General features: G+C 44.7%; 18 protein-coding genes and 4 tRNA genes. 2 read left to right on the top strand and 20 right to left on the bottom strand.

The genetic code is table 11. The features are described from left to right. Positions 1-495: GNAT family N-acetyltransferase (locus tag HMPREF0670_RS04490; RefSeq protein WP_009229985.1), on the top strand; the 495-nt coding region annotated here is incomplete at its 5' end. 100 nt (positions 496-595) lie between these two features. On the opposite strand, the gene HMPREF0670_RS04485 is transcribed toward HMPREF0670_RS04490, so the two are convergent. The 6 genes from HMPREF0670_RS04485 to HMPREF0670_RS04460 all read right to left on the bottom strand — a co-directional run bounded on the left by HMPREF0670_RS04485 (position 596) and on the right by HMPREF0670_RS04460 (position 8,031). After that, entirely contained in the window at positions 596-3,844 is a 3,249-nt protein-coding gene (locus HMPREF0670_RS04485; protein WP_009229984.1) for a helicase-related protein, read from the bottom strand. Beyond that, positions 3,841-5,649: a phospholipase D family protein gene (locus HMPREF0670_RS04480; RefSeq protein WP_009229983.1), complete on the bottom strand. Its 1,809-nt coding sequence runs from the start codon at positions 5,647-5,649 to the stop codon at positions 3,841-3,843. The genes HMPREF0670_RS04485 and HMPREF0670_RS04480 overlap by 4 nt, the downstream gene beginning before the upstream one ends. Positions 5,650-5,662: 13 nt before the next feature. Then, positions 5,663-6,946, bottom strand: coding sequence for a DUF6361 family protein (locus tag HMPREF0670_RS04475; protein WP_044077693.1), 1,284 nt, complete (start codon positions 6,944-6,946; stop codon positions 5,663-5,665). 220 nt (positions 6,947-7,166) lie between these two features. Beyond that, the gene (locus HMPREF0670_RS04470) at positions 7,167-7,457 is read right to left on the bottom strand and encodes a DUF1294 domain-containing protein (RefSeq protein ID WP_009229981.1); all 291 of its coding nucleotides are present in this window, start codon (positions 7,455-7,457) and stop codon (positions 7,167-7,169) included. A 4-nt stretch (positions 7,458-7,461) separates the two neighbouring features. Further along, positions 7,462-7,725 (bottom strand): GlsB/YeaQ/YmgE family stress response membrane protein, encoded by a 264-nt coding sequence (locus HMPREF0670_RS04465; protein WP_009229980.1) that lies wholly within the window; start codon positions 7,723-7,725, stop codon positions 7,462-7,464. 12 nt (positions 7,726-7,737) lie between these two features. After that, positions 7,738-8,031: a hypothetical protein gene (locus HMPREF0670_RS04460; protein WP_009229979.1), complete on the bottom strand. Its 294-nt coding sequence runs from the start codon at positions 8,029-8,031 to the stop codon at positions 7,738-7,740. A gap of 409 nt (positions 8,032-8,440) precedes the next feature. Between HMPREF0670_RS04460 and HMPREF0670_RS04455 the strand changes: the two genes are divergently transcribed. After that, on the top strand, positions 8,441-8,983 hold the full coding sequence (locus HMPREF0670_RS04455) for a beta-class carbonic anhydrase (RefSeq protein WP_009229978.1): 543 nt from the start codon (positions 8,441-8,443) through the stop codon (positions 8,981-8,983). Between the two features lie 1,301 nt (positions 8,984-10,284). Here HMPREF0670_RS04455 and HMPREF0670_RS04450 read toward each other — a convergent pair. From HMPREF0670_RS04450 to HMPREF0670_RS04385, 14 genes are all read right to left on the bottom strand, one after another. Continuing rightward, entirely contained in the window at positions 10,285-12,342 is a 2,058-nt protein-coding gene (locus HMPREF0670_RS04450; protein ID WP_009229976.1) for a hypothetical protein, read from the bottom strand. Between the two features lie 96 nt (positions 12,343-12,438). Continuing rightward, complete coding sequence (mnmE, locus tag HMPREF0670_RS04445) at positions 12,439-13,821, bottom strand: tRNA uridine-5-carboxymethylaminomethyl(34) synthesis GTPase MnmE (protein ID WP_009229975.1); 1,383 nt, start codon at positions 13,819-13,821, stop codon at positions 12,439-12,441. A gap of 4 nt (positions 13,822-13,825) precedes the next feature. Then, a complete protein-coding gene (locus HMPREF0670_RS04440) occupies positions 13,826-14,698 on the bottom strand; it encodes a nucleoside phosphorylase (RefSeq protein ID WP_009229974.1) in 873 nt (290 codons plus the stop codon). A 243-nt stretch (positions 14,699-14,941) separates the two neighbouring features. Beyond that, a complete protein-coding gene (locus tag HMPREF0670_RS04435; RefSeq protein ID WP_009229973.1) occupies positions 14,942-16,081 on the bottom strand; it encodes a hypothetical protein in 1,140 nt (379 codons plus the stop codon). A gap of 200 nt (positions 16,082-16,281) precedes the next feature. Further along, entirely contained in the window at positions 16,282-16,881 is a 600-nt protein-coding gene (locus HMPREF0670_RS04430; RefSeq protein WP_009229972.1) for a 4'-phosphopantetheinyl transferase family protein, read from the bottom strand. Positions 16,882-17,008: 127 nt separating this feature from the next. After that, positions 17,009-18,271: a gliding motility-associated protein GldE gene (gene gldE, locus HMPREF0670_RS04425; protein ID WP_009229971.1), complete on the bottom strand. Its 1,263-nt coding sequence runs from the start codon at positions 18,269-18,271 to the stop codon at positions 17,009-17,011. A 72-nt stretch (positions 18,272-18,343) separates the two neighbouring features. Next, positions 18,344-18,760 (bottom strand): single-stranded DNA-binding protein, encoded by a 417-nt coding sequence (locus tag HMPREF0670_RS04420; protein ID WP_009229970.1) that lies wholly within the window; start codon positions 18,758-18,760, stop codon positions 18,344-18,346. Positions 18,761-18,778: 18 nt separating this feature from the next. Then, on the bottom strand, positions 18,779-19,330 hold the full coding sequence (locus tag HMPREF0670_RS04415) for a hypothetical protein (protein ID WP_009229969.1): 552 nt from the start codon (positions 19,328-19,330) through the stop codon (positions 18,779-18,781). Between the two features lie 23 nt (positions 19,331-19,353). Continuing rightward, positions 19,354-19,426, bottom strand: a tRNA-Gly gene (locus HMPREF0670_RS04410). Between the two features lie 24 nt (positions 19,427-19,450). Next, positions 19,451-19,534 (bottom strand) — tRNA-Leu (locus HMPREF0670_RS04405). Between the two features lie 30 nt (positions 19,535-19,564). Then, a tRNA-Leu gene (locus HMPREF0670_RS04400) sits at positions 19,565-19,646 on the bottom strand. Positions 19,647-19,672: 26 nt separating this feature from the next. Next, positions 19,673-19,745: transfer RNA gene (locus HMPREF0670_RS04395), tRNA-Gly, on the bottom strand. Positions 19,746-20,565: 820 nt separating this feature from the next. Beyond that, positions 20,566-20,946 (bottom strand): hypothetical protein, encoded by a 381-nt coding sequence (locus HMPREF0670_RS04390; protein WP_157579540.1) that lies wholly within the window; start codon positions 20,944-20,946, stop codon positions 20,566-20,568. A gap of 358 nt (positions 20,947-21,304) precedes the next feature. Next, the coding region (locus HMPREF0670_RS04385) for a translocation/assembly module TamB domain-containing protein (protein WP_009229965.1) at positions 21,305-23,880 on the bottom strand (2,576 nt) is incomplete at its 5' end.

Below are 23,880 nucleotides of genomic sequence, written 5' to 3'. Positions count from 1 at the left end.
AAGTATGCGAGTAATCCTAACGTTGGTCCCATTGCGGGCTGGCCACCGCATACCGGCGTAGAGAACAGCCGCGAAATCATAAAGAATGTGCTGTCTGCCCCAGAAACCTATGCGGTTGTATTAAAAGAAACGGGCGAGGTTGTTGGCAGCATTGGCATAATGACTTCAAAAAGTGAAATCCATAGCGCAAGGATCGCAGACAACGAGTGTGAGATTGGTTATTGGATTGGTGAACCCTATTGGGGACAAGGCCTAATACCAGAAGGGGTAAACGAATTACTTCGATATGCTTTTGAGAACTTACAGCATACTACTGTTTGGTGTGGGTATTACGATGGCAACGAGAAATCAAAACGAGCACAAGAGAAATGTGGGTTCGTTTACAGTCATACAGAAGAAAACAAGCCTGTTCCGTTGATGAACGACTTTCGCACGGAACATTTTACTAAAATAACTTTGGAGGATTGGAAGAAACGTATCGGCGGTTTGAAGTAAGTGGCAAGACGTGGGTGCAGTTGTTTTTCACCTTTTCACGCTTTTGTTTTTTTAAGACGTTCGTCCGTTTGAACAAGGAAAACATGCCCAGCTAGCTTTATTAAGCTTTGGGCTTGTTCTTAGTTTTGCCCTCTGCACGCCGCATAGGACACAAATCTATCAGTAGCTTGTCCAATTCTTCCGCACTTATTTCGCAATTTAAGGCTTCTACAAGTTCTTCTTGCCTAGGTTGTCCGAAGGTTAACCGATACAATCCAAGCACGTGGAGCATCTTTTCGTACCTCTGTATGTCTTGGCTGAACTTGTATAAAGGAACAACACGCTCAATACTTACCCCTTTGGATTCGAAGTGCCAGTTTGGAACGAGGTCGCAAGGGAACTTAGCATCGGCCTTATCTTTCTCTGCTAGTTCAAACAGCGTGTCCCACAGTTTGTTTGTGTTGGCTACGTTCGCATGGTACTTTTCTGCAACCCTCTGCCTAACAACCATTCCTCTATACCTGTTAACCCTACCTTCACGTTGTTCGAAATCAATGGGGTTGTTAGGAAGATTCCAATGCATTACTTTTCTGCAATACCAATGAAAGTCGAGCCCTTCTTGTCCTATGCTTGTGGTTGCCAGCACAAAAGGTTTGAATGGCGAGTTGAACGCCTCGCGAATGTCTGTTGCTCGTTTTTCACTTCCTTGGCTGCTCTCGGCGTTTACTCCAAATGGCGCAGCGAAGTGTGAACGCATGCTGTATCTGATGTTGTTCTCCTTGTTCTCTTTCTTTCCGAAACTTTGTGCATCGTCAACTTTAAACGTTGATGTCCTTATCGTTAAAGCCGAGCATAACTTTTCAGTGAGTTTTTGTATACCATCGCAGTTAGATGAGAGCATAAACACATATTCGTCTAATACTGCTTGCAGGTTTCCGCCGGCACAATACTGGATAACCTTTTGCCAATATTCCATTGATTTCTGCTTTGTGTAGAGCAGTTCTACTACGGCTGTGCTTTCGGGCTTGTTAAAGAGGTCGATAAAGGCGCGGCCAATCTTGAAAGCACATGAAAAAGTTTCGTTGTTGTCAGGATAGTATTGGCACAACGACCTGTATGCGCAAACACCGGGTGAGCCAATAGACATCGTAGCCATTAGTTTTGAAAGTTGATGCAGTTCCTTTTTCGTTGGATTTTTAGGGATATTTATTTTTTCTTCCTTCGTTAGGATATTTTTTAGTCGTGGTATGTTGTGGGTAACAAGTGCCGAGTTTTTGTCTTGGTCGTCAATTTCCCAAGCTGTTTCTTGCTCCCATCTTCCTTCTAGGTTACTATCGCATATCATTGGATAAGTCCAACTTATATGTGAGTCTTCATGATTGTAGACCTTTCCCTCTTTATTGCAGAATGCTTTAATTTGAGTTTCCCATTCCTGCGTTTCTTGTTCTACTATTTGCTTTAACGTTTTGCCCGATTGTATAAATTGAGCAGGGTTTAGTTTCTTTGCAAGTGTTATGCAGGGATATGCAAGGAGTAGGGTAGTCATTGGCCCCTCCTTCGAAGGCACCAACCTTCTAGTTGGTTTCCGGGCTTTGTCGCCTAGTGATGCAACGCGCTTGTCGGCAAAGTACTTCACCCCTTTTATGTGATTCAATTTCCCAAGGGTTTGTCTTTCCGCCTCGTAAGAAACCAAAGTGGCAATCATCTTTGGTACTAGCTTCCATGCTGAAAAGACAAGCGTCTTTGTAAATTGCTCTTGTCCTTTGAACGCACCCTCGCAGGGATAGTAAGGCAATGAAGGGGGACACCAAAGCAACTTAGACTCTTGTTTCATGTTTTTCATGAGCAGGCGCAGTTTCTCGTGCGGCCAATGTCCGTCCCTAGGGAAATTGTACTTGTTCACCTCATTCAGGTCTACAAACGCATCTTTCCGCATCGTAACGTTGTTGTGTTGCGCTTTCTCTCCAACCTTATATTCGCGGAGGAAAGACATGGCGTAGGGAGCAGACTTGGCATAGTTGACGGGTGATGGTGCGTGTTCGCCCTGTTTCTCGTAAATAGTCTTGAATACCTTATCGAGATGTACGAAATATGCAACCTCTTGTTTCGTTATATTCAGGGGTTGTTTGTTGGGTTCCACAATCATTGCGTTCGGGTCGTTCGATGCGATTAGCTTTTCAGTTCGAACGATAACGCGCGAATACACGTCCTCTACCTCTTTTTTCAGCGATTGAATTTCGTTCAATAACATTTCTTTGTCATCGGCATTGTTTAATAGGAGCATTTGAGAATATAATCTTGCTCTATTCTCTTCAAGGTGCTGCCAGTTTATTGGTCTTCCTTCATATAGAAATTCCAATACGCGTTTGAACTCCTTATAATGTTGTTCTCCCAGTTGTTCGTCATATTGATTGGTATATGCTTTGAAAGGTGTGGCACTGAGCATCAGCACTTTCACCTTGCTTTGTCCGAATATCTTTTGGGCGATAGTGTCTTGTTCTGATTGACAATTGTTGTCGATTAGTTGGCTATATCGCTGAAACTCGTCCATAACAAACAAGTCTGCGTCCATGTGTTTAAGGCAAACGTCGGCCATCTCTTTACGCATGCAACCTATAATCTCGTTGTAGATGGTAGCATATGCTTTTCTTCTGTCGAACACTTCGACCACCGATTTGAGCATTTCCCATGTCGTTATCTTTTCTGGAAGATTGTAGGTTTCGAATGCCGTCGGTAGGTTTTCGCGTTGAATGTGGTTGGTTTTTAATGCTTTGATATAGGCTTCTGTCACGTTATTTTTTACTCGTTGTAAGTATCTAGCCTTTTCACTTTCAGGATTCCAATTTTGTTTTTGTACTCCATTACCCCTTAAAAGGTTCGAAAGATGCACCTTGTTAAACTCGTTTGTTTGCTGTAAGATGGCGTATAGAATGTAGCGTTCTTCTTTAATGCCTTGCTTTGATTTATTGCTAAACGAAGTATCCGGGGTTAATGCGTATATCTGCACAGGCTCATTCTCATGCAAAGGTTTAAGGGCAAGCATGGAAATCCTATTTATATCATTGGCAATGCAGCACTTTTCACCTGTGAAGTTCACTTTACCTAGGTTCTGAGTAAACAATTGTTGGTTGGAACAAATGTAGTAAACGTTAAAGTGTTTTGACTTTTTGTTCGCCATTTTGCACCAACGGACGTAGGCCTGAGCTATAACGCCCTTGGCAATCCAGGTCTTTCCAAGGCCAACTTCGTCGGCAACCAACATCCTACCTTGCCCTTCGTCAAACATGCGTTGAACGAGATAGTCGACCGTTACTTTTTGAAAGTCACGTAGGTCTGAATAAGTTTCTTTTACTTTATCTTCGTATTTCATTTTATATAAGCTGCAAACAATTTCCACATGTCTTTAAACGATTCGCTTAAAAGCGGTTTCCCATCTTTACCATAGGTGTTTTTTAGCTGTTTAATGCTTTTGCCAATCTCAGCCAAAGCCGCTCTGTTTCTGCTGGCAGATAATAGTAATTTCTCATATATGGGAAGTGAATAATCCTGATACTCTTTGCTTATATGGCTGTTGTACCTGGTAATGCCACTGCCTATCTTTTGTTGTTCTTTATCCGTTAATGGATCTAGGCAGAACATAAAGTATCTCATTATTTTCTCTTCATTGTCTAAAATCTCTGCCATGATGTGTCCTAAGCGCTCATCAGGCATTTCCAAAGGGAGTTTCAGCAAGAATTTCTTTTCCTCTTCTCCGTTTTTAATGGTGATAGACACAAAGGGCGACAACTGTTGGCACAGTAATGGTTTGAACTTATGGCAGCATTCTTTTGTAATAATCCAACGGTCTAAATCGCTTGCAAACAGCTGCATGGTGATCTTAATGCCCTGATACTTTCCGATAAAAGCTTTCCATTCGCTTGATTCTACGGCAACCTCCATTGCATATCTACCATTTGTGCCTTTGATAATTTGCGACTTGAAAGTTAGCTGAGACAAATCGAAAACTATTTCGCGCATTTGTTCTTTTCCATCTTCCTGTTGTAGCACTTTTTCTTTGGGCGTGTACTTTGTTATTAGACGAGGAAGGAGTGTTTCTAGGGCATTTTGCGGAGAAGTGTCTTCATTGTTGCTGCTTAGTTGTAGCATTGCCTCGTGGTTTTTCTCCAATCCAGCCCTAGTACAGTTTGCCGAACCAACAAACCAGTTGTTTCTTCTGCCTGAAATCTCCTTCGCAATGAAAATCTTGGCGTGCAGATTAATGCCATAAGGCTTGCTTTCGTCTTCCGCCCTTTCGTTTTCTTCATAATCAGATGCTTCCTCTAACATGTTATTCCATTGATAACAGTCCCATTTCTCCAATACCTCTGGCTTACATTTGTCTAATTCCAACTCTCTACTAATCAAAATGGGCTTAGTTTCTGTCTTGCGTGAGAGTCGTTCCAAAGAGTAGTTGTCTATAAATGGGCTAATTACTAAAAGCTCTTTGTATTTGTCGTCGCTTATAAGCGGAGAAGTGAAAGACTTGTTGCTATGGTGGAAAAACTTAGGCGCTCTTTTATCAAAAGGATATGGAGCCATAAAGCGTATGCCTTTCAGCTCCTTTTTAATCTGATTTATTATCTTCGTTTGCCCAGTTCGTTTCATTAGCATGACTACCATTTGCTGTAAAGAATCATTATCGTGATGTTCTTCACTCGGAGCATCGCTGTCCATCGTAACAGCTATGTCGAAATCTGTTGCGTCCGTAATGTTCCTGCTCATTACAATCAGGCGATATTTATATGTTTGCTTGTCGTTGTCCTTTTCATATCTAACCAACCACAGCTTGGGGTGAAAGTTATGGTAGGCCGTTTCTACCTTAAAGGGCCATATACTTTGGTCGATAAAGCCTATCAGCGTCGAAAACTTGCACTTAGCGTGGATATTGTTCTCGTGAACGAATATAAACATACGGTCTTTAACCTTGTTGAGGGCATCTAGCATGTCTGAACGAAGATTGTTTACGTCGCTGTTTTCAGACAAGTATTTGCCATGAAACAACGCCAGTGGGATGTTTAGCAATACATTCAAGTCTAAACTGTATGTTGTACCGATGGCCCACGATGTAGTCCAACCTTCATCGGGTGCGAGCGATAACCCGTAATCAAGACGGTTACTCTTTTCTAAAACACTCATGTTGTAGCTTTCCTTATTTTCCTAAAACCTCCTGAACATCTTTCATAACGGCTAATGCGGCAGTATAGCGATAGTTAATCAGCCCTAGTCCAACCCATGCACCTTTTTCGTTTTCGTCAACAACGCGATTGTTCTTTAATTTAAAGAATCTACTTTTAGTCTTTTTGTTTCTTTCTTCTTGTTTCTCAACACGATCGCAAAGCTCAGGTTCTATATCCTGCCATTTCTCTTGTTGGGTTACGAGCTGTTGCACTTCTTTCAGAAACAAACGGGTTGTGGGCTTAACATTTACATCCTGCATACAGTTGCTAATGTCGAACCTCTTGTAGTCTATCATTCTTTGTTCAAGTGTTTCAAGCCATACAATTCCCATGTCTCTTAGTTCTTGTATAACACTCTCTGCCGCTTTTACTTGTTCTGCAAGCCGTAAGTTATAAGCGATGTGCGGTCCATACAAGAATAGAGACAAGTCGTGAGCGGTTATCAAGTTCGTGCGTAGTTCTTCATTCTCCACCAGCTTGTATGCTTTCTCTACAAAGTTAATGAACGCATTCGTTATTTGCTCGTTTCCTTTATCTTTATAAGCGGCTGCTTTGTACACCTCCCACACTTCATCATTAGTCAAAAGTTCTGTTGGTAAGCTGTTTGGAGTATGTTTTATCAAGCGATCACGCAGTATTTGCGCTTCAACCGAAGTTAGCGTTAACCCTTTTTCTGTGATATTCTCTATCCATCCATCTGCAGAACCAGCATCGACAACCCTTGGCTTGTTGTTCTCTCCTTGTTCTTTTACCGTGTCGTCGCCTTGATTGCAAGAAAGTAATTCTTCTATTGTTGAGTGTTTGTCACGTAGTAATTGGTCTAACGTGCCGTCGTAATTAACAAGGCGTAATGTTGTAATTCCGTTCCAGTAGATTTCTGATGGCTGTCTTTTTAGAACTCCGTCTTTTTTAAACTTACCAAAGTAACTTTCCTCCTTACGTTCCTTGCACGATTCGTAGAATTTAATAATGGTATTGTTGGTCTCAATCTCCACTCTGTTGAAATAGTCTTTTCCAGACTCCGATTTTCTTTGTTTACGCTCTCTGTCTAGTAGGATGTAGGGTGTAATAAAGAAATATTTGGCGCGGGTGTGGAGTGTAGAAAAACCAGGAAACAGCTTGTTAGACATGGCATCACGAATAGTACCAACACCCAATTCGTCTTGAACGCCGTCTTCTTCCATCAGTTCAATGAACCTCTTAACACGCTCTCTGTGTAGTGGCGAGAAATCTATCCAACCAATTTTCGATGTCATTACTTAGTTTGTTTTCTGTTATTACTTGGTTTGTCCTCTATTGATGTAGGCATATGCCAAAGAAATCTTGATATAGAACAGAAACTTTTTATTGTGTAGCCTCTTCCTCTTGCGTTTATGTTTGGTCTCTTTTCTTTGTTTTAGCAGTTGTGTGGTGTTTTGGGCTATACCCACGGCAGTACTTGTCCAAATGCCGTGTGCAGAGTTATGTTTGCTTGCGTTATACGCTGTTTGCCTTATATAAGGCAAACAGCAATAAGGCGAATTGAACCATCATAATCAGTGGTATGCCATACTTAAACTTCTTATGCAGCGTTTTATGATGCCACATTTTCATGCCAATCCATGAGCCAATGCTGCCTCCAATGGCGGCAATGGCTAAAAGCGTGGGTTCAGAAATGCGCCATTTGGTATGCTTGGCCTTCCATTTGTCTATGCCAAACAGAACTAAACCCAACGCGTTGACGGCGATGAGGTAAACAAGAACGACAGGTGATGTAATGCCTTTCATCGTTCTAGTCAAATATTTTCTTCCAAACCCATAGCACAGTCACAGCTCCAAGCACACAGAAAACGAAGTTGGTGATATAGCCTCTGCCGAACAACTCGATGTTCAGCAGGTGACTGATAAGCGTACCAGCATAGCTACCCACAACGCCTACGATAAAGTTCATGCAGCAACCTTTGCCCTCGCCGCTCATGATGCGGTTGGCAATGTAGCCAATCAAGAAACCCGTAAGTATGGGCCATGCTGTAAATTCTGCAATATGTTCTAACATAAGTCGTTGTTTTTAACATCCCTTTCCGTCAAGGCTGCAAGCGGCACCTTCGGGGGCGTCTTCTATCGTGATGTTGTCTAAGGCAAACTGTACGTTTCCGTCTTCTAACAAAAAGCATGGAATGCCAACGCTACCATGTTTCTTAACCTCTGCAAACGCAGGGTTGGAGTCGCGAAGAGCCAAGAATTGCTTTAAATTTCTTACATGTTCGCCAATATCTATCAATTCGTAGGCAGGATTATCTGCCAGCTGTGCCTTTACCTGAACACAATCCGGACAGGTTGACATTACAAATACCCTAGTCATAATCTATTGTTTATCTATTATATTTTTAAACGTTACGTCATCGAAGTTGATTGGCGTTCTTTGACGTGAGTTTGTTCTTTGCTCATGCAAAGTTACAGTAATTTATTTGAAATACACATTCTTGTATGATGTATCTGAAACTGTTCTTGTCTTGGTGTCGCATCTTTAGCCTAAGCTGTTATTAGCCTTTCACGGTATACCAACAAACCTTCTTACCACGTTGTAATTGCTGTAAGGCTCTGCCATATATCGGCTTTGAATTGTTAATAATGCTTTGAAGAAGGGCAGTTATTTATGCCAACTTAGCATAGGGTAGGGGAAAATGTCGTAAATTAGCATTCGTAATTTTACTGCAAGTGCTTTAAGCATTTAATGAAATAAACAAGTTTCAACATTAAAAACCTCGGTTATGATAGACCAAATAATAAACCATAACAAGACTTTTGTGGCGCAAAAAGGCTACGAAAAGTATATCACGGATAAGTATCCAGACAAGAAATTGGCCGTGCTTTCTTGCATGGACACAAGACTTACCGAACTTCTTCCCGCAGCATTGGGACTAAAAAACGGTGATGCAAAGATTATCAAGAATGCAGGAGGCTTGGTTATTTCTGCCTTCGATTCGGCCATGCGAAGTCTTATTGTGGCCATTTACGAACTGGGTGTGAAAGAAATCATGGTGGTGGCTCACTCGCATTGCGGTGCTTGCCACATGAACTACGACCATTTTCACCACGAAATGATTGCTCGTGGCATAACAGACGAAACGCTAAACACCATCCGTAAATGTGGAGTAGACCTCGACTCTTGGCTTGAAGGTTTTAAAGATACGCATACTTCTGTGCGTAAAACCGTAGATACCATCAAGACTCACCCGCTAGTTCCAAAAGATGTTGTGGTTCGAGGGTTCATCATTGATTCTGAAACGGGAGAGCTAGAAGAGATTTATTGAGTGGCTTTCTGCTTTAAAAGCTGCCGTTTCCAAAGGTTCATGTATTGCAGCCGATTGGGGTTAAAGGCGAAACACAGGGTAAAGCTTGAACGCCCTGCGCGCTTCGTTACCCTATATCATCAACTCGGTAAGAACTTAAACTCGTTCGCATCATTTCGCCCATCATGTTTAGCCTTATTGCTTTTGCCGGCGCATAGCTGTTGTTCTTATCTCCGAAATCGTCTGTTAACGATTTGTTAAAACGATAAATATATTTTACAAAAAAGCGTTCTTCGGCCGAACCGTTCTAGAAGAAAATACCCGCTAAAAGCTATATAAAATACACCCAAACGATGAATTTTCAGCATTTTTTGCGTGCTTGTCCCCTCCGTTTTTGGCCATTTACTATGCTTTTGCATTTCTCTTTGAAGAAAAATTCTCCCAAATTTGCATCCGTAACGACAAGAAAATGGGATCTAATCGCTGGATGTTGCAACGCATTTTGCAGCAAAACGCATCGCAATATGCACCAAAACGCAGTGCATTTTGCGCCAAAACGCAGTGTATTTTGCACCAAAACGCAAGGCAAAGTGCACCAAAACGCAAGACAAAGTGCAGCAAAACGCGAGGTTAAATGCTACAAAATGCAGCCAAAACCCATAAGATGCACTATTTTAAGCGTTATTTATAGGCATTTTGAACGTTTTGAATGAAAAACAGCTTGGTGGTGTTTGGTTGAGCACTTAATGTCGTTTTGTACCCCTAATACATGCTAAAAAGCATGTTATTGCACCTTGTTTCGCGTAAACATCAATGAGTCAAGCGGTTACAAACTTTAAAAATACGCGCGAAAATCTGACCGATGCCTGGATATTTTACGGCGAGGGCACTCACAATGTTAAATTTTGGTACAAAGGTTTTACAATCTTATGCCTGTTATTCAGTGCCATTGCGTGACGTTGGTGAATTAAACTCTTGTGCCAGTATAAGAGCACTTGCACGGAATAACTTTTGGAATGAATGATAGTCTGAAAGGGGGACTTACTTTTCGAAAACGAAATCCGCAATGCCTATTGATGGGCATTGCGGATAGAGAAACCGAGCCGATTTGAAGTTTGGTGGGCAACAATAATTGCGTATTGAACTATTAGGGCTAAATTTTACTGAAGAGAGGATAAATATTTGAGTTGACGAGTTAACAAGTTAACGAGTGAACGAGATGTTGTCTTGTTGACAAGTTAACGAGATGTTGTTTAATTGACCAGTTGGAAAGTTGACGAACGGAGAGGTTACAAGCGTACAAGTTAACGTGTCTTTCTCCACTAAAAGCCTTTGATAATGGCACTGTTGATGTTCTTATTCAATTCCATCTCGCCCCGTTGCTTAGTCTTTCCGTAACCGATGCTGTATGTAATTTTCAAGTTGATGACGCGTCCATTGGGTTCGTTATAGAGCCATGAATCTCGGTTATAGTGCCCATAGTCCATAGTGATACGCTGTTTGGCATACCGCGAGAACACGTTACACAGCGCAAACTCCACCGCCCAAGCCTTGTGGTTCCAATTGATGGCCATTTCATAGATGGGTTGCATGCGTATAAGGAAAGGCTCGCGGATATCCAAATCTGTACGTGGCGTTTGGTATAGCAAGCTAAACATCCAATCGCCCAGGAGGTAAGCTAACGAAGTTCTTAGTCGAAACACGTTACGCTGCATGTTATACGTATTGCCTCGCATCACGTTATACTCTTCAAGGGCAGTAACATCAAGACGCAGCTTATCGGCAAAGGCACTCAAAGCATAGGAAACGCCCAGCATGTTTCCATAGAATGTGCCATCGTTCACACGCATATCGTAGATGGTGTTGGCGTCTGCGGTGAAGAGGTGCGCAATATTTTTGAAGTAAATATTGCTGTTATAAAAAATCGATGCCTTTGATTTTCCCCACTGCGCGTTAAAAGTTAGTGTGTTGCCAAACACTTTAATGAGTGCCAAATCGGGGTTTCCCTTTACCGATTGGAAGAAAGATGTGGGCACGGTCATGTCGTTTTTGTTAGATGGGTCGAACATGGTGTGGGTGAGATAGCCGTTAAGCGAAAGTGCCTGTCTATCGTTGAAAGCATAATTTCCTCCATAAAAGGCCATAGGCACGCAATAATTGTAATGCTGGTTGTTAAGCGAAACCGCCGTATTTGATAAGCCTGCCGATATGTAATAGGAGTGTTTCTGCCCCGATCCGCTTAGTTGTGCCAAGGCACCTGTTTGGTTAGTGGTGAGCCGTTGCAGCCCTTCTGTGGTTCCCGTGTAGGTATCTTTATAGTAATTATGGTTGTGCCAGAGCGATGCAGACAGCGTTGTACTACCGTTAAGCGACTTAGAATACCGTGCATTTGCGTTCACGGCGATGTTTCTTTCGACAGCTTTCGAGATGATGTTGGCCTGTGCCGTTTCGTTGTTCGTGCTATTATAGCTGTTGTTTCCCCATGCAAACGAACCCGAAACGTCGATAGTTTGTTTGTGCGGGAGCCAAACAACGTAGTTGGCATATAGCGTTGGGGCTAGACTTTTGCCGTTTGTGGTTGTTGTTCGCGTTGTGGCAAGGTTGTATTTCCCTGTGTATTGGTTGTTCGTTATCGTCTTTACGCTTGGTTCAGCCTGTCGAGTGAGGTTTAGGTACGAAACAAACTGATGTTTATTGCCCGTATGTGATAGTCGGAAACGTGCCGATTGGCTGTTTTGTTTGCGCAAAGAGTGGTCTGTTGAGTAGCTGTTGGCGAGTGTGGAGTTGTCTGCAAAGCGAAACAAGTCGTGTCCTTCGATGTGGCTATGGTCGTGTTTCCAGTCGGCCGAAACAGCAACAGAGAGCGTTAGCTGTTTCTTCGTAAAGTCGGTAAAGGCCAAATAGTCGCCGTTCTTGTAGGCAAATCCTTCGCTGGCCGATAAGTAAACATTGCCGCCATACGACATTTGCTTGATTATGAAGTTGAGCAAAGCGGCCTTGCCGGCATACTTTCCGCTGGGCGTTCGTATGTATTCGATGCTGATAATGTTGCTGGCCCGCAACGTAGACACGTCTTCGGGTAGCACTTCCATACCATTGATGCACAATACCACTTGCCCTCCACCCTTCGTGGAGATGCTGTTTGTTCGTGGCGACACGTCTAGTTCGGGCGTTTGCATCACGTTCAACAATTCGAAACCATTAGTGGCGTGCCGCTTTTCTAGCGTCGTAGGCGTGAGCACCGCTTTCTCCGCAGTTTCAATTTGTCCTTTGGCGTTCACCACAACCTCACCCAATGTTCTTGTTGCAGTGCTGTCGGTTTGTGCGTTAGCTATAATACAAAGGGTAAAGAACAGCAGGATAGAAATACATTTCTTCATCTGTCAATGTGGTTTTATGTGGCCCTTAGTTTGCTGACCATGTATATTGCTTGATTTTAATTGAGTTCTTAGTAGATAAAAGTGATTATATTACAATCATTTCCCGATGCAAAAATGCCTAAATATGTTGCCAAGAACCTCATTAGAGGTGATGCTGCCCCCTGTTATCTCGGCTAAGAAGTGCAGGCATTGGCGTAGGTCTTCGGCAAGAAGGTCGCCGCTGAGGTCGAGAGCGATGCCTTCAAGCACACGTTGGATGCTTGCGAGCGCGTGCGAAAGGGCCTCATAATGGCGTACGTTGGTAACAACCACATCGTTTTCGTGTATCTCTGGGATGTTTGCCGCGTTGTAGATGCAAGTTTCTAGAGTTTCGATGTTGGTGTTGAACTTGGCCGAAACAGATACGAATGTGGGCTGTTCGGTCCACGAGAAAGTGGGGAATGCGAACGATTGTGCATCGGTTTTGTTTGAAACCACAATGAGGCGCTTACCTCGCGTGTGCGCGTTCATCTCTTCTATTTCGCTTAATGTGGGTGCTTTGTCTATCACCCAAAGCACGATGGCGGCCTCGGTTAGCTTTTGATAAGTGCGTTCAATGCCCAACGACTCAATCTCGTCGCTTGTTTTTCTGATGCCAGCCGTGTCGATAAAGCGGAAGTTGATGCCGTTAATCTGTATGGTATCTTCAATCACGTCGCGCGTAGTGCCATGAATATCGCTGACGATGGCACGTTCTTCTTTCAGCAATCGGTTAAGCAAAGTGCTTTTCCCAACGTTGGTTTTGCCCACGATGGCCACCGATATGCCTGCCTTTATCGCCCTTCCTGTTTCGAATGAAGTGGCGAGCGTTGCTATTTTGGTGCGAATTTCTTCGGCTAAGGCTTGCAATTCTTGGCGGTCGGCGAAGGTTACGTCTTGGTCGCTGAAATCTAGTTCCAGCTCAATCAGCGACGTTATGTGCAGCAACTTGTCTCTAAGTGCAGCGAGTTCGCCAGAGAAATGGCCGCGCAGTTGCCCCAAAGCCAACTGCGCACTGGCCCTATTGGTGGCTGCAATGAGGTCGGCCACGGCCTCGGCTTGGCTCAAATCCATCTTTCCATTAAGGAAAGCACGTTGTGTAAACTCGCCTGGTTGCGCTTGTCGGCATCCCAATCTCACCAGTAGTTTAAGCACTTCGTTTAGTATATAGGCGGAGCCGTGGCACGAAATCTCCACTGAATTTTCGCCCGTGTACGAGTGTGGAGCGCGAAAACACGTAACGAGAACTTCGTCGATGGTTTGCTCTCCTTCGTCTACAATGTGTCCGTATTGCACTGTTTGTGGTGGTAGTGCATGCAATTTTTTGCCTTTGGGTGCTTTAAAGGCGTGGTCTACGATGTCGATGGCATCGTTACCCGACACGCGTATCACGCCCAAAGCCCCGCCAACAGAAGTGGCCAAGGCACATATTGTTTGACGGTCGTTTAATAGGGCTTGCATTTCTTTAAATTCTTTCGAGTACCAGTTTTATTAGTTCGTCTATCGAGTTCTTATAGTTAGCATTCACGTTCTTTGCTCGTCTGTTGGCAATTACCATGCAACAGGTTACGGCTTTATGTCCCATCAGTCGGGCAAGACCTGCCAATGCACTGCTTTCCATTTCGAAATTGGTGATGCGATAGCCATTGTATTCAAAGCTTTCTACCTTTTCGTTTTGCTTAGGGTCGGCCAGTGGTATGCGCAACTCTCTGCCTTGGGGACCGAAAAAGCCACCGCAGGCGATGGTAACGCCTCGTACCATTTCATCGCCAGCAATGCGTTCGAGGGTATCTTTGTCGGCATCGATAACGTATGGTGCGCATAATTGTGGGTTCCATTGCATGTGCTGCTTGAAAGCTTCTTCGAAAGGCAGGTCGCAAACGTCGTTACGCCCGCTGTAAAAGTTCAGCAAACCATCAAAGCCAATGCTCTTTTCGCTAGCGATGAACGTGCCAACGGGCGTGTATTCTTGCAGTCCGCCGCAGGTTCCAATCCTCACTAAGGTAAGTTGGCGTAGCTGTTCTTTCTCCGTTCTGGTTTTAAAGTCGATGTTGGCTAGCGCATCTAGTTCGTTTAGCACGATGTCAATGTTGTCGCATCCAATACCCGTGCTAACCACAGAGATGCGTTTTCCGTGGTAAGTTCCTGTGATTGTGTGGAACTCGCGGCTCTCGATGTCGCACTCTTTGCTGTCGAAATGTGAGGCAACGAGCGACACTCTTCCAGGGTCGCCAACTAAGATTACCTTGTCGGCAAGTTGTTCGGGCTTTACGTGGAGGTGGAAAATACTTCCGTCTCCGTTGATAATGAGTTCAGACTCTGCAAAGAATTTAGGCATAAGTTATGGAGTTTATTAGTTCGTGAGTTGGTAAGTTTATAAGTTGTTGAGCTTGTTGGCTCTTTATTTGAGGCGTTAGTGAGACGAAGTTTTTAGAATTCGTTAGTCGATGAATGCTTTGGTGTGGTGTTTATATGCTGTTGAGTAGTCATTTCTCGAACCATCGAACGCGGTTTCCCTATTATATGGCAGGTTCTAAAAATACGGCCAAGCTAATTTTTAGAACCTGCCATAAATGTCGTTCTACTTGTTCTCGTAGTTCCTGATGGCCTTCTCCGTGGCGTGTATTTTGGTGTCCAGTTGCTCAACGTTTTTCTCCAAAGCTTTAATTGCCTCGGCCTCGTTGTAGCGCCCCTTGTGGTAGATGGCGCGTTTCTCTTCTAGTGTTTGCACGGCTTTGGCCTGCTTTTTATACAGCTCGGTAAGCTCCATGTATAGTTCCTTCCCTTGCTTCGTCTTGAATTGGGATAGGGAAGTGTACACTTTTGCATCGTTGATGGGGAAACGGAAAGCTGTTGTCTTCGTTGTCTTTGCACTGCGTGCTTTAAGCGATTCGATGCTTTTTAGGGCTTGGTCTCTATTGCCAAACGACCATGTTTGGGCGATGCTGCTTAGCTTGGCCAACGATTCCAACTGCTGTTGGCTCACTTCGCCCTCCTTAAACGATAGGCGTTGGGCTGTTGGTACAAACGTGTAGATGCACACTTTGCCTTCGGGTTGAAACCTATCGCTCACCAGCCAGCCCAAGTTGTCCATCTCGTCGATGGCCAACAGATAGTCGTTGGCGGTAGAGTTAAACGGCATTCCATAGTTTTCGGGTTGAAAAAACTTACCCGTTTCTCCGTCTTTGCGCGTCATAAAGAGGTCGTACCCACCCAAACTGTTGGCTCCCTTGGCTGCAAAAAACAGGGTTATGCCGTCTGCCATGAGGAAAGGGTAGTTTTGTTGTTCAAATTCGTCGCCTATTTCGCTAAGTCTTTGAGGGTCGCTCCATTCTGTTCCGATGCGGTCGGAAGTGTAAATGGCCGACCTTCGCGTGGAATCGCCTTCCGAATAGTAGATGGTGTTCTTAAATTCGTTCTCATAAACAGAACCATCCAGATACTTATGTTCCTTAAAGAAGGCGGGGTACGAGGTCAGTGTTCCTGCCTCTGGGTTCAGTGGAATGCTCGAAAGGAAGAGCGATTTCTCCACAACAACACTGTCAACAAACATCACTTTGGCCGTTGCACCCAGCATATTGCGGTACAATAGGTCGGCTGCGCTTAGTTGCACAGGTTGTGGTTTGGGCTTAACCGCGGCTTTCACCTTTTTTCTTTGCGCGTAACCAGCGGTGCAAAAACAAGCCATGATGAGCGTAAATATAAGATATCTTTTCTTCATTTTCGTCTAGATTATACCGCAAAGTTACGCATTTTATATAAGTTTACGTAACGATTGACACTATTTATCTTGATTTTAGGGTCGCATTGTATTTAAATGAAGGATAAAAAGCGTTTGTTGCAACGCCTCACATCCTGCATCGTTCGGTTGATAGGGGTGGGGGAGTGTGCTTTTTTTGCAGAGCATGTCGGCTGTTTGGCCTATATGTAAACCATCGTGAAACCATTAAAACGCGAATAGCGAGCAGAAACAAGAAGGTTTCTTTTGAGGTTTCTGCCAACGATAATGCCATTATCTTCGACCTTGAAAGGCTGTAAATAGATGTCAGACGACAACAAATTGTCGGATGAAAAGTACTTATAAATGGTTTCCTTAGCACACCATGCCAATAAAAGGTGGGCGTTGGTGGGCATCGTTTCATTGGTGTTGACAAACTTATGGGCAATTCTGCTAACCCTATCGCTATCGTATTCAACATCTACTGCTACCTCGCGAGTGGTAGAAAGCATCAGAGCCACAAGTCCCTTGGTATGACTTATGCTTACATGATAGCCCTTAACTAGGGGCTTTCCGTTGTTGTCGTGTTCAATAGTAAGTTCTGTGTTCTTCGTCATTTCGAAGAGTAAGGCTTGTGTTGCCAGTTTCTCCATACGCCTTTGCTTACTTCCGATGGTGTTTATCTCCTTTTGAAAGCTGTGCAGACAGGGATAGTTATCGAAGAAGAAACGTTCTTCTTCGGTCAATGTCCACAAGCCAAGGGTGGCATCTTCGCCTAAACGCTCTATACGCAAAAGGGGCATAATGGGGAATTAAAGGATATTAAAGGGCATAAGAGAAACACAGCACGTATATAAATCTCTTACAGCGCGGGGGTATAGGGGGAATGTAGGGGCGAGAAACAATTGATGTCGGGCGTATTGAGAGGGGTTAAGGATGAACAACAACCTTCACTCTACTAATGCGACGCTCCTCAATGGCGAGTATTTCGAACAAGTAATTCTTGTAATTTAGGCGTTCGCCAATCGAGGGGAAGTCGCCTTTAAGTTCAAGAAGAAGGCCAGCCAGCGTGTCGGCACCACCTTCAACCTCACTAAACTCCTCGTCATCCACTTCGAGTATCCTGCACAAGTCGCTCAACAGCGTTTTACCATCGAAGACAAACGTGTTGTAATTCAACTTCGTATAGGTCTTTTCCGTCTCGTCGTCGTACTCGTCGTTAATCTCTCCAACAATTTCTTCGAGTATGTCTTCTAGCGTAACAAGTCCGCTAGTGCCACCAAATTCGTCTACAACAATGGCAATGTGTATTTTGTTCTCTTGGAAATCGCGCAACAAGTCGTCGATTTTTTTCGTCTCGGGAACAAAATATGGCGGCCTAATCAGGCTCTGCCACCTAAACGTATGCGGTTTCGTTAGGTGCGGCAAGAGGTCTTTTACATACAGCACTCCCTTTATATTGTCCGTGTTGTCTTGATAGATGGGTATGCGGCTGTAATTGTTTTCCTTTATACTTTCCAGTACCTCGCTGAAATTACACTTGATATCAATGTCCACAATGTCCTTTCGGCTGGTCATTATCTCCTTAGCCGTTTCGTCGCCAAAACGTATGATGCCCTGCAACAGTTTCTCTTCGTCTTTCAGGTCTTCTTTGTTGGTCAGTTCCAAGGCCTGTTCCAAGTCGTCAACACTTAGCGTAACACTTTCTTTTCCCATCATCTTTTCGGCCACCATGCCCGTTTTAAGGAGCACAGTTTCGAGTGGCCAAAAGAGTTTTCGGAGAAACAGCACGCCCGCAACACTCCTGCGGCAGAACAACAAGGGGGCTTGTCGGCTCAAAACCTTGGGCATGATTTCGCCAAAGAGCAGCAAAAGGAAAGTGAGGAGGATGGTTAGGATGAGGAATTGCAGCCAATAGGCCCGCGGACCAAAGTGTACTACGTTGGCAAACACGTAGTTAAGCAACATGATTATGGTAACATTCACAAAGTTGTTTGTGATGAGGATGGTGGCCAACGTGCGCTCCGAGTCCTCGCGCAACATGTTAATGTTTTTGTCTTTAAGGCTCTTTTCCAAGTCGAGTTCCGAAATGTCGGATGGTGAAAGGCTGAAAAACGCAATTTCCGAACCACTGGCAAAGCCCGAAACGCCAAGCAAAACTATTGCCAAGACAAACGCAAATACAACACCCATCGTTGGATGTTGTACGTATATGTCTGCGAACGCATTATAGAAGAAGGAGGTATCCAAAATCTACGAACAAAGTTAAAATGGTAATTGATTGTCTTTCTGCTCTTCCGACTGTTCCGTTCGGGTGCTTGGCTCGTGGGCTTGTGGCTCCTGCCTGCTTAGGTTTTTGGGCGTTAGCATTTCCAAGCTGTCTGCCCAAATCTCGGTTACGTATTGGCGTTTACCTTGTTTGTCGTCGTAACTTCTGTATCTTACCTTGCCTTCAACATACAGTTTGTCGCCCTTATGCACGTATTTTTCAACAGTCTTGGCCAAGCTTTTCCAAAACACCACCGTGTGCCAGTCTGTTCTGTCGGGCACTTTCGTGCCGTTTTGCAGCGTATAGCCTCGTTCGGTTGTGGCCAATGAAACCTGTGCCACAGCCGTATCGGCCTCGTAATAATGAACTTCGGGGTCTTTCCCTACGTTCCCTATCAGCATCACCTTATTCATATAGCTCGGCCATTAAGTTTATTTCCATCTGCCCAAGTACCTAAACCTGAAATTCTTTCCTTTGGGTGAGGGGAATTGCGAACGTCTGTCCACGCGCTCGCTTAGGTTATCTATCATGCGGTCGTAGCAATCTTGTCCCGACATGGCTTTGCAATGAACCACAAAATGGGTGTCGCGATACTCGTATTTGCCCGTAGATGGAACAAGCACCACGCGTTTGAAGTCTAGTTCGCCTTCGTACCATCCCGGTCGTTCCTCGGTCAGGCGGGTCATAGCAGTTGCGGCCAGGTCACGTCTGTCGTATCCGTTACTAACGGGCAATTGCTGTACGGCCTTCTTTTGCTTAAAGTCGAGCATCGTAGCGGCAACCGTCTTGATGATGATAAAATAAACTCGTGGGCGAACTTTATAACGTTTAGGATAATACACATCACTAGCCACATAGTCACGGATATCGTTTTCCAAGTCGATGTTCATGCCTATTTCCGGGATAGATTGGAGAAAGTCAAGTGCTTTTTCTACATTATCAACTAACGTTTCCTTATCAAAATATCTTAAGTATAAATTCATTGATAAATATGTTTCTCTGAAAGAGCGGAAAACGAGACTCGAACTCGCGACCCCAACCTTGGCAAGGTTGTGCTCTACCAACTGAGCTATTCCCGCGTCACTGAATAAAAAATACAAATGTGAAGAGGAGGAGACTCGAACTCCCACGAAACAATTTTCACTACCCCCTCAAAGTAGCGCGTCTACCAATTCCGCCACCTCTCCATCATTAAGATAAGTCATTCTGAATAAATGTGCCCAGAACAGGACTCGAACCTGCACGCTGTTAAACACACGCACCTGAAACGTGCGCGTCTACCAATTCCGCCACCTGGGCAGCAACTAGTGTTATTCAGAATGTTGAGCGGAAAACGAGACTCGAACTCGCGACCCCAACCTTGGCAAGGTTGTGCTCTACCAACTGAGCTATTCCCGCAGCTTGTTTTTACTAAGGCATTTCTCTAAATGCGCTGCAAAGGTACTATGTTTTTTCGAACCTGCAAATTATTTCCGCCTTTTTTTTCGATTTGGCCGCTAATTTAGCTGCCGAACCATCTGTGCAGCCTTTGTCGGATTTATATATATATAAGGTGTGCTCCATCCATTAACTCTTTAATAACCAACAGCTCGCTTGCATTGTTGAAGGAAAAGCGGTGTGTTGTGGCATCCATTCTGTGCGATTAATGAAAGTGGTAGAGTGGTTGGTAGTAGAGTAGTAAGTAGTAGAGTAGTAAGTAGTAGAGTAGTAAGTAGTATGGTAGTAAGTAGTAGAGTAGAATGTAGTTGGGTAGTAAGTAGTAGAGTAGAATGTAGCAGGGTAGTAAGGAGTTGAAATAGGATGTAACTAGGGTACTAAGTAGTATGGAGTAGAGTAGGATGGAGTAGAGTAGGATGGCGTATGGTAGTAAGTTGTAGGGTACTAAGTAGTAGGGTAGTAAGCAGTAGAGCTGTATGTAGTAAGCAGTAAGGCAGTGAGGAGTAAATGGTAGGATGGTAAGTAGTAAGTAGTAAGAAGTAAGCAGTAGGGCAGTAAGGGGAAAGTTGTAGAGTTTTTTTGAATAGCCTAAGAGGGGTAAATATATTTTACAAAACGCTCTTTTCCGCCGCTCCATTCTAGCGCAAATTGCAGTCTTAAACCATACATTTAGCGGCTGTATTGTGTTTTTGTGGCCGTTTTGTTCTGTCCAAATTTGCGCATCTTGTGTGCATTTTGTATCACTTTGCTTTTCTCTTTGCTCCGTGGCTCGCCAATTTTATCACCTCCAAAATGCCCATTTTGCATCCCAAAATGGGCATTTTGCATCGAATTTACCATGTTTTGGTGCTGCTAGTTCGCACTTGCAGCCTGTATATTTATGCTGTATAAACATAATATCACCTCTGTGGGAACTGCTATTTTTTACCTTTGGCTTGCAATTTACGGCATTTAGCCCTGCGTTTTGTAGCGTTTTACCTTGCGTTTTGCTGCATTTTACCTTGCGTTTTGCCGTGTTTTGCATTGCGTTTTGCTGCATTTTGCACTGCTTTTTGGTGCAAAACGCAATTGTTTTTGCATCGTATGTGTATTTATGCAGTATTAAAATGGCTTGCACACTGTTGTGTGCAGTACCAATTTTTACCTTAATAACCCCTTGCAATACTCCATTTTTTGCGGCCGAGTGGCAGGCTGGATGATTTTAATGCCACTTTTCGTGTTGAACTTTGTGCTGAAAAAATGACAAAATCGAGATAGAAAGTCGACGGGTTAACAAGTAGATGAGTTGACAAATTAACAAGTTGGCAAGTTAACCAGTAGGCGAATTGACAAGTTAAACAGTAGACGAGTTGACAAGTTAAGAAGTAGATAAGTTAACCAGTTAACCTGTTGTCGGGTTGACAAGTTAACCAGTTGATGAGTAGACAAGCTGATATATAAGGGGGCATAAAGGGGCAGTCGAGTGGCGGTTTTGCCGCGCCGAACATCCATTAAGCATGTTCAATGCGCAGGCAATACCGCTATTTCTTCTTTGCGGCCTTGGTTTTTTTCTTCTTTCGGCTTGTTATTCCAAAGAGGTCTTTCCAGCCGTTGAAGTCTTTTTTCAATATCAAGCCAATGCCTTGCGTGTTCAAGCTGTTGCGCGTAAAGTAGCGGTCGTTGGTTTGGTTGTACATCTTGATGGCCATGTTGCCGCTTGGGAACAGCAGATAGCGGATGTCGAAGTCGCCAATGAAACTCTTGGTGGTGTTCACGTTGTCGCGATAACCAAACTGACCATTAATCAGCAGGCGGTTGTTGAGCAACCTACCGCTGAGCAATCCTTCGTATTCGGCATTGCCCCAACCATCGTCGCCTGTGGCAATGTTTGCCCCGAAGTTCCAGTTGGTGTTGTTTACAACCGTTCCAAGCACGTTGTTAAGCTGCTGACTAAGCGTGCTGCTTAGCAAACTTTGCATGGCCAACGATGTTGTGCTTTGTGTGCTGCTGTTGCCCAAGTCGGCATTGTTGCGGCCCTGTGTATAGAAACGCCCCACGGCCAGAAGGTAAAGCACCTGCTGGTTCATTTCCTCTTCGCCGTTGATAAGGCTGTATATCATTTGTTTGGCGTTAGAATTGACTGTGGGCAAGTCTAAATCGAACGACACTTTGGGTGCGGCAGGTGTGCCTGTGATGTTCATCAGGCAGTTAACGCGAATGGTGTTGTTAGAGAAACTCTTGCCTAAGTTGAGGTCGGAAAGGCTCACACTGTTGGCCGTATAGATGGCTTTCATGTTGAGTCGGGCTGCATACGGGTCGCCATTAAAGGCGATGGTGCTGCCCTGTTCGAAAGTGAAGTCTTTCTTAATCACGTTTTGTATGGTGAGCTTATACACGCCGTGGTCGATGGCGAAGTTGCCAAACATGTCGAATGCACCTTTATTATAATAGGTGGCCCTTAGCACGCCATAGCCGTTTAGCGAGATGTAGTCGCCGCTTTGCTTGTCCATGATGAGCCGTATCGTGGCATCGGGCGTGCAGTTCACCAAGAAGTTGAGGTGCAGGTCGGTTGGTATGTCGGCCGTTTGGTTGTCGTTATGCGCTTGGTCTTCGGTTTCGGGCTCCTGCGCTTTCTGCTCTTCGGCGGTGAGCAGCGCATCAGCCCCCCAATGAATGAACGAGTTGTTGTTTATGGTTTGCGGGCTGGCCGCATTGTAAACCAGTACGGAATTGCGGTTGGGTGTGGCATCGATGTCGATGTTTACTTCTCCACTCCGCCCTCTAATGTTGCAAGTTCCCGTAGCGTACACCGTTCCATAGAAGGTGTTTTCGCCAAAGGTCTTGGTGTCGTATGCCAGCAAATTGTTGGCCTTTACGCTGAGGTTGTAGCTTAGGTCGGTAAGGTGGTCGTGCCTAATCTCACCACTTAGCGTGCCAACATTCCCGTTTCGGTCGGTAAAGCGGCAGGCGTTGAGGTCTATCCTGTTGGGTACAAAGTGCACCGTGTCGTTTGTCAGCGTGTAAACGGTGTTCAACGGGGTCATGGTAAAGCTGCCGTTGGCCACCAACTGCCCTGTAAGATTGATGTAGCTTAACGGCCCCGAGAGGCGCACCTCGCCGTTGGCGTAGGCCTTAACGCCGTGCATGAAACTCTTGCAAAAGGTTTCCATAAAGGCGATGTTGGTGTTGTTGGCCTTGATGGCCAGGTCGATGTTGTTGTGTTTGGGCGAAACATAACCGTTGATAAAGGTTCTGGCGTTCAGTCCGTCGCTGGCAATGGCGTCTATTTCCACGTTTCCTTTCTCGTTGTTGTACTTTACCCCGGCAACCAGCGTACCCATGTCGCCCTCTTCGAAGGTGAAATCGTTCACCCGCAAGTTGGCGTATGCGTTGGGATTGTTGAAAAGTGTCTTTACGATGGCTGTGCCAGTGGCACGTCCGCCAAACTCTACGGCATGGAAATTAACCAGGTTGAGCATGTAGCTAACGTCTACATCTTTGAGTTCGACCATGAGCGAGTCGTGCGCATTGTTGGTTGCGGCCCCGTCTATGGCGATGAGTTGCTTGCCGCGCGCAATGGCGAACTTGTTGAACAGCACACGATTTTTGCTGTATGTTACCTGCGAAGGTTTCACTTGCCAAATGGCATTGCCCACGGTTATGTCCGATTGTTGGAACGTTGCTTGGGCAGTGGCCTCGCCTTCGTCGTTCTTAAAGAATGTGGTTTGCCATTTCAATTCGCCTTTTAGTAAGGGTTTGCGCAGGTTGTCGAACGAAATGGTAGACGAAATCTTGTTGTCGGCCGCCGTAGCTTGCACTTTACACCACGTTTTTTTGCCGTTTTCGGCCACGTTTGTGGCCTGTGCAGCCAGTTTGAGCGTGTCGTTCAGCGTGCTGACCGTCATTTCGCCGCCCTCAATGCGGTGCCCGTCGTAGCTGAAACTGGGCGCTTTGAGGGTGATGTTGAGCGTTTTTTGTGCATCGTTCATGCTGGCGGCAAAGTTGATGGGACGCTCGATGTTCAGCGGAACGTTGAAAATGTGTTGCAACCAGTCGGTATTGTCTACATTGGCGCTGATGGTGAAGTTGTTTGTTTGGGCATTAGTTACCTTCGGGA

Source organism: Prevotella sp. oral taxon 317 str. F0108 (assembly GCF_000162415.1).
Classification (GTDB): domain Bacteria; phylum Bacteroidota; class Bacteroidia; order Bacteroidales; family Bacteroidaceae; genus Prevotella; species Prevotella conceptionensis.
This window is presented reverse-complemented; position numbering and strand designations above follow the sequence as displayed.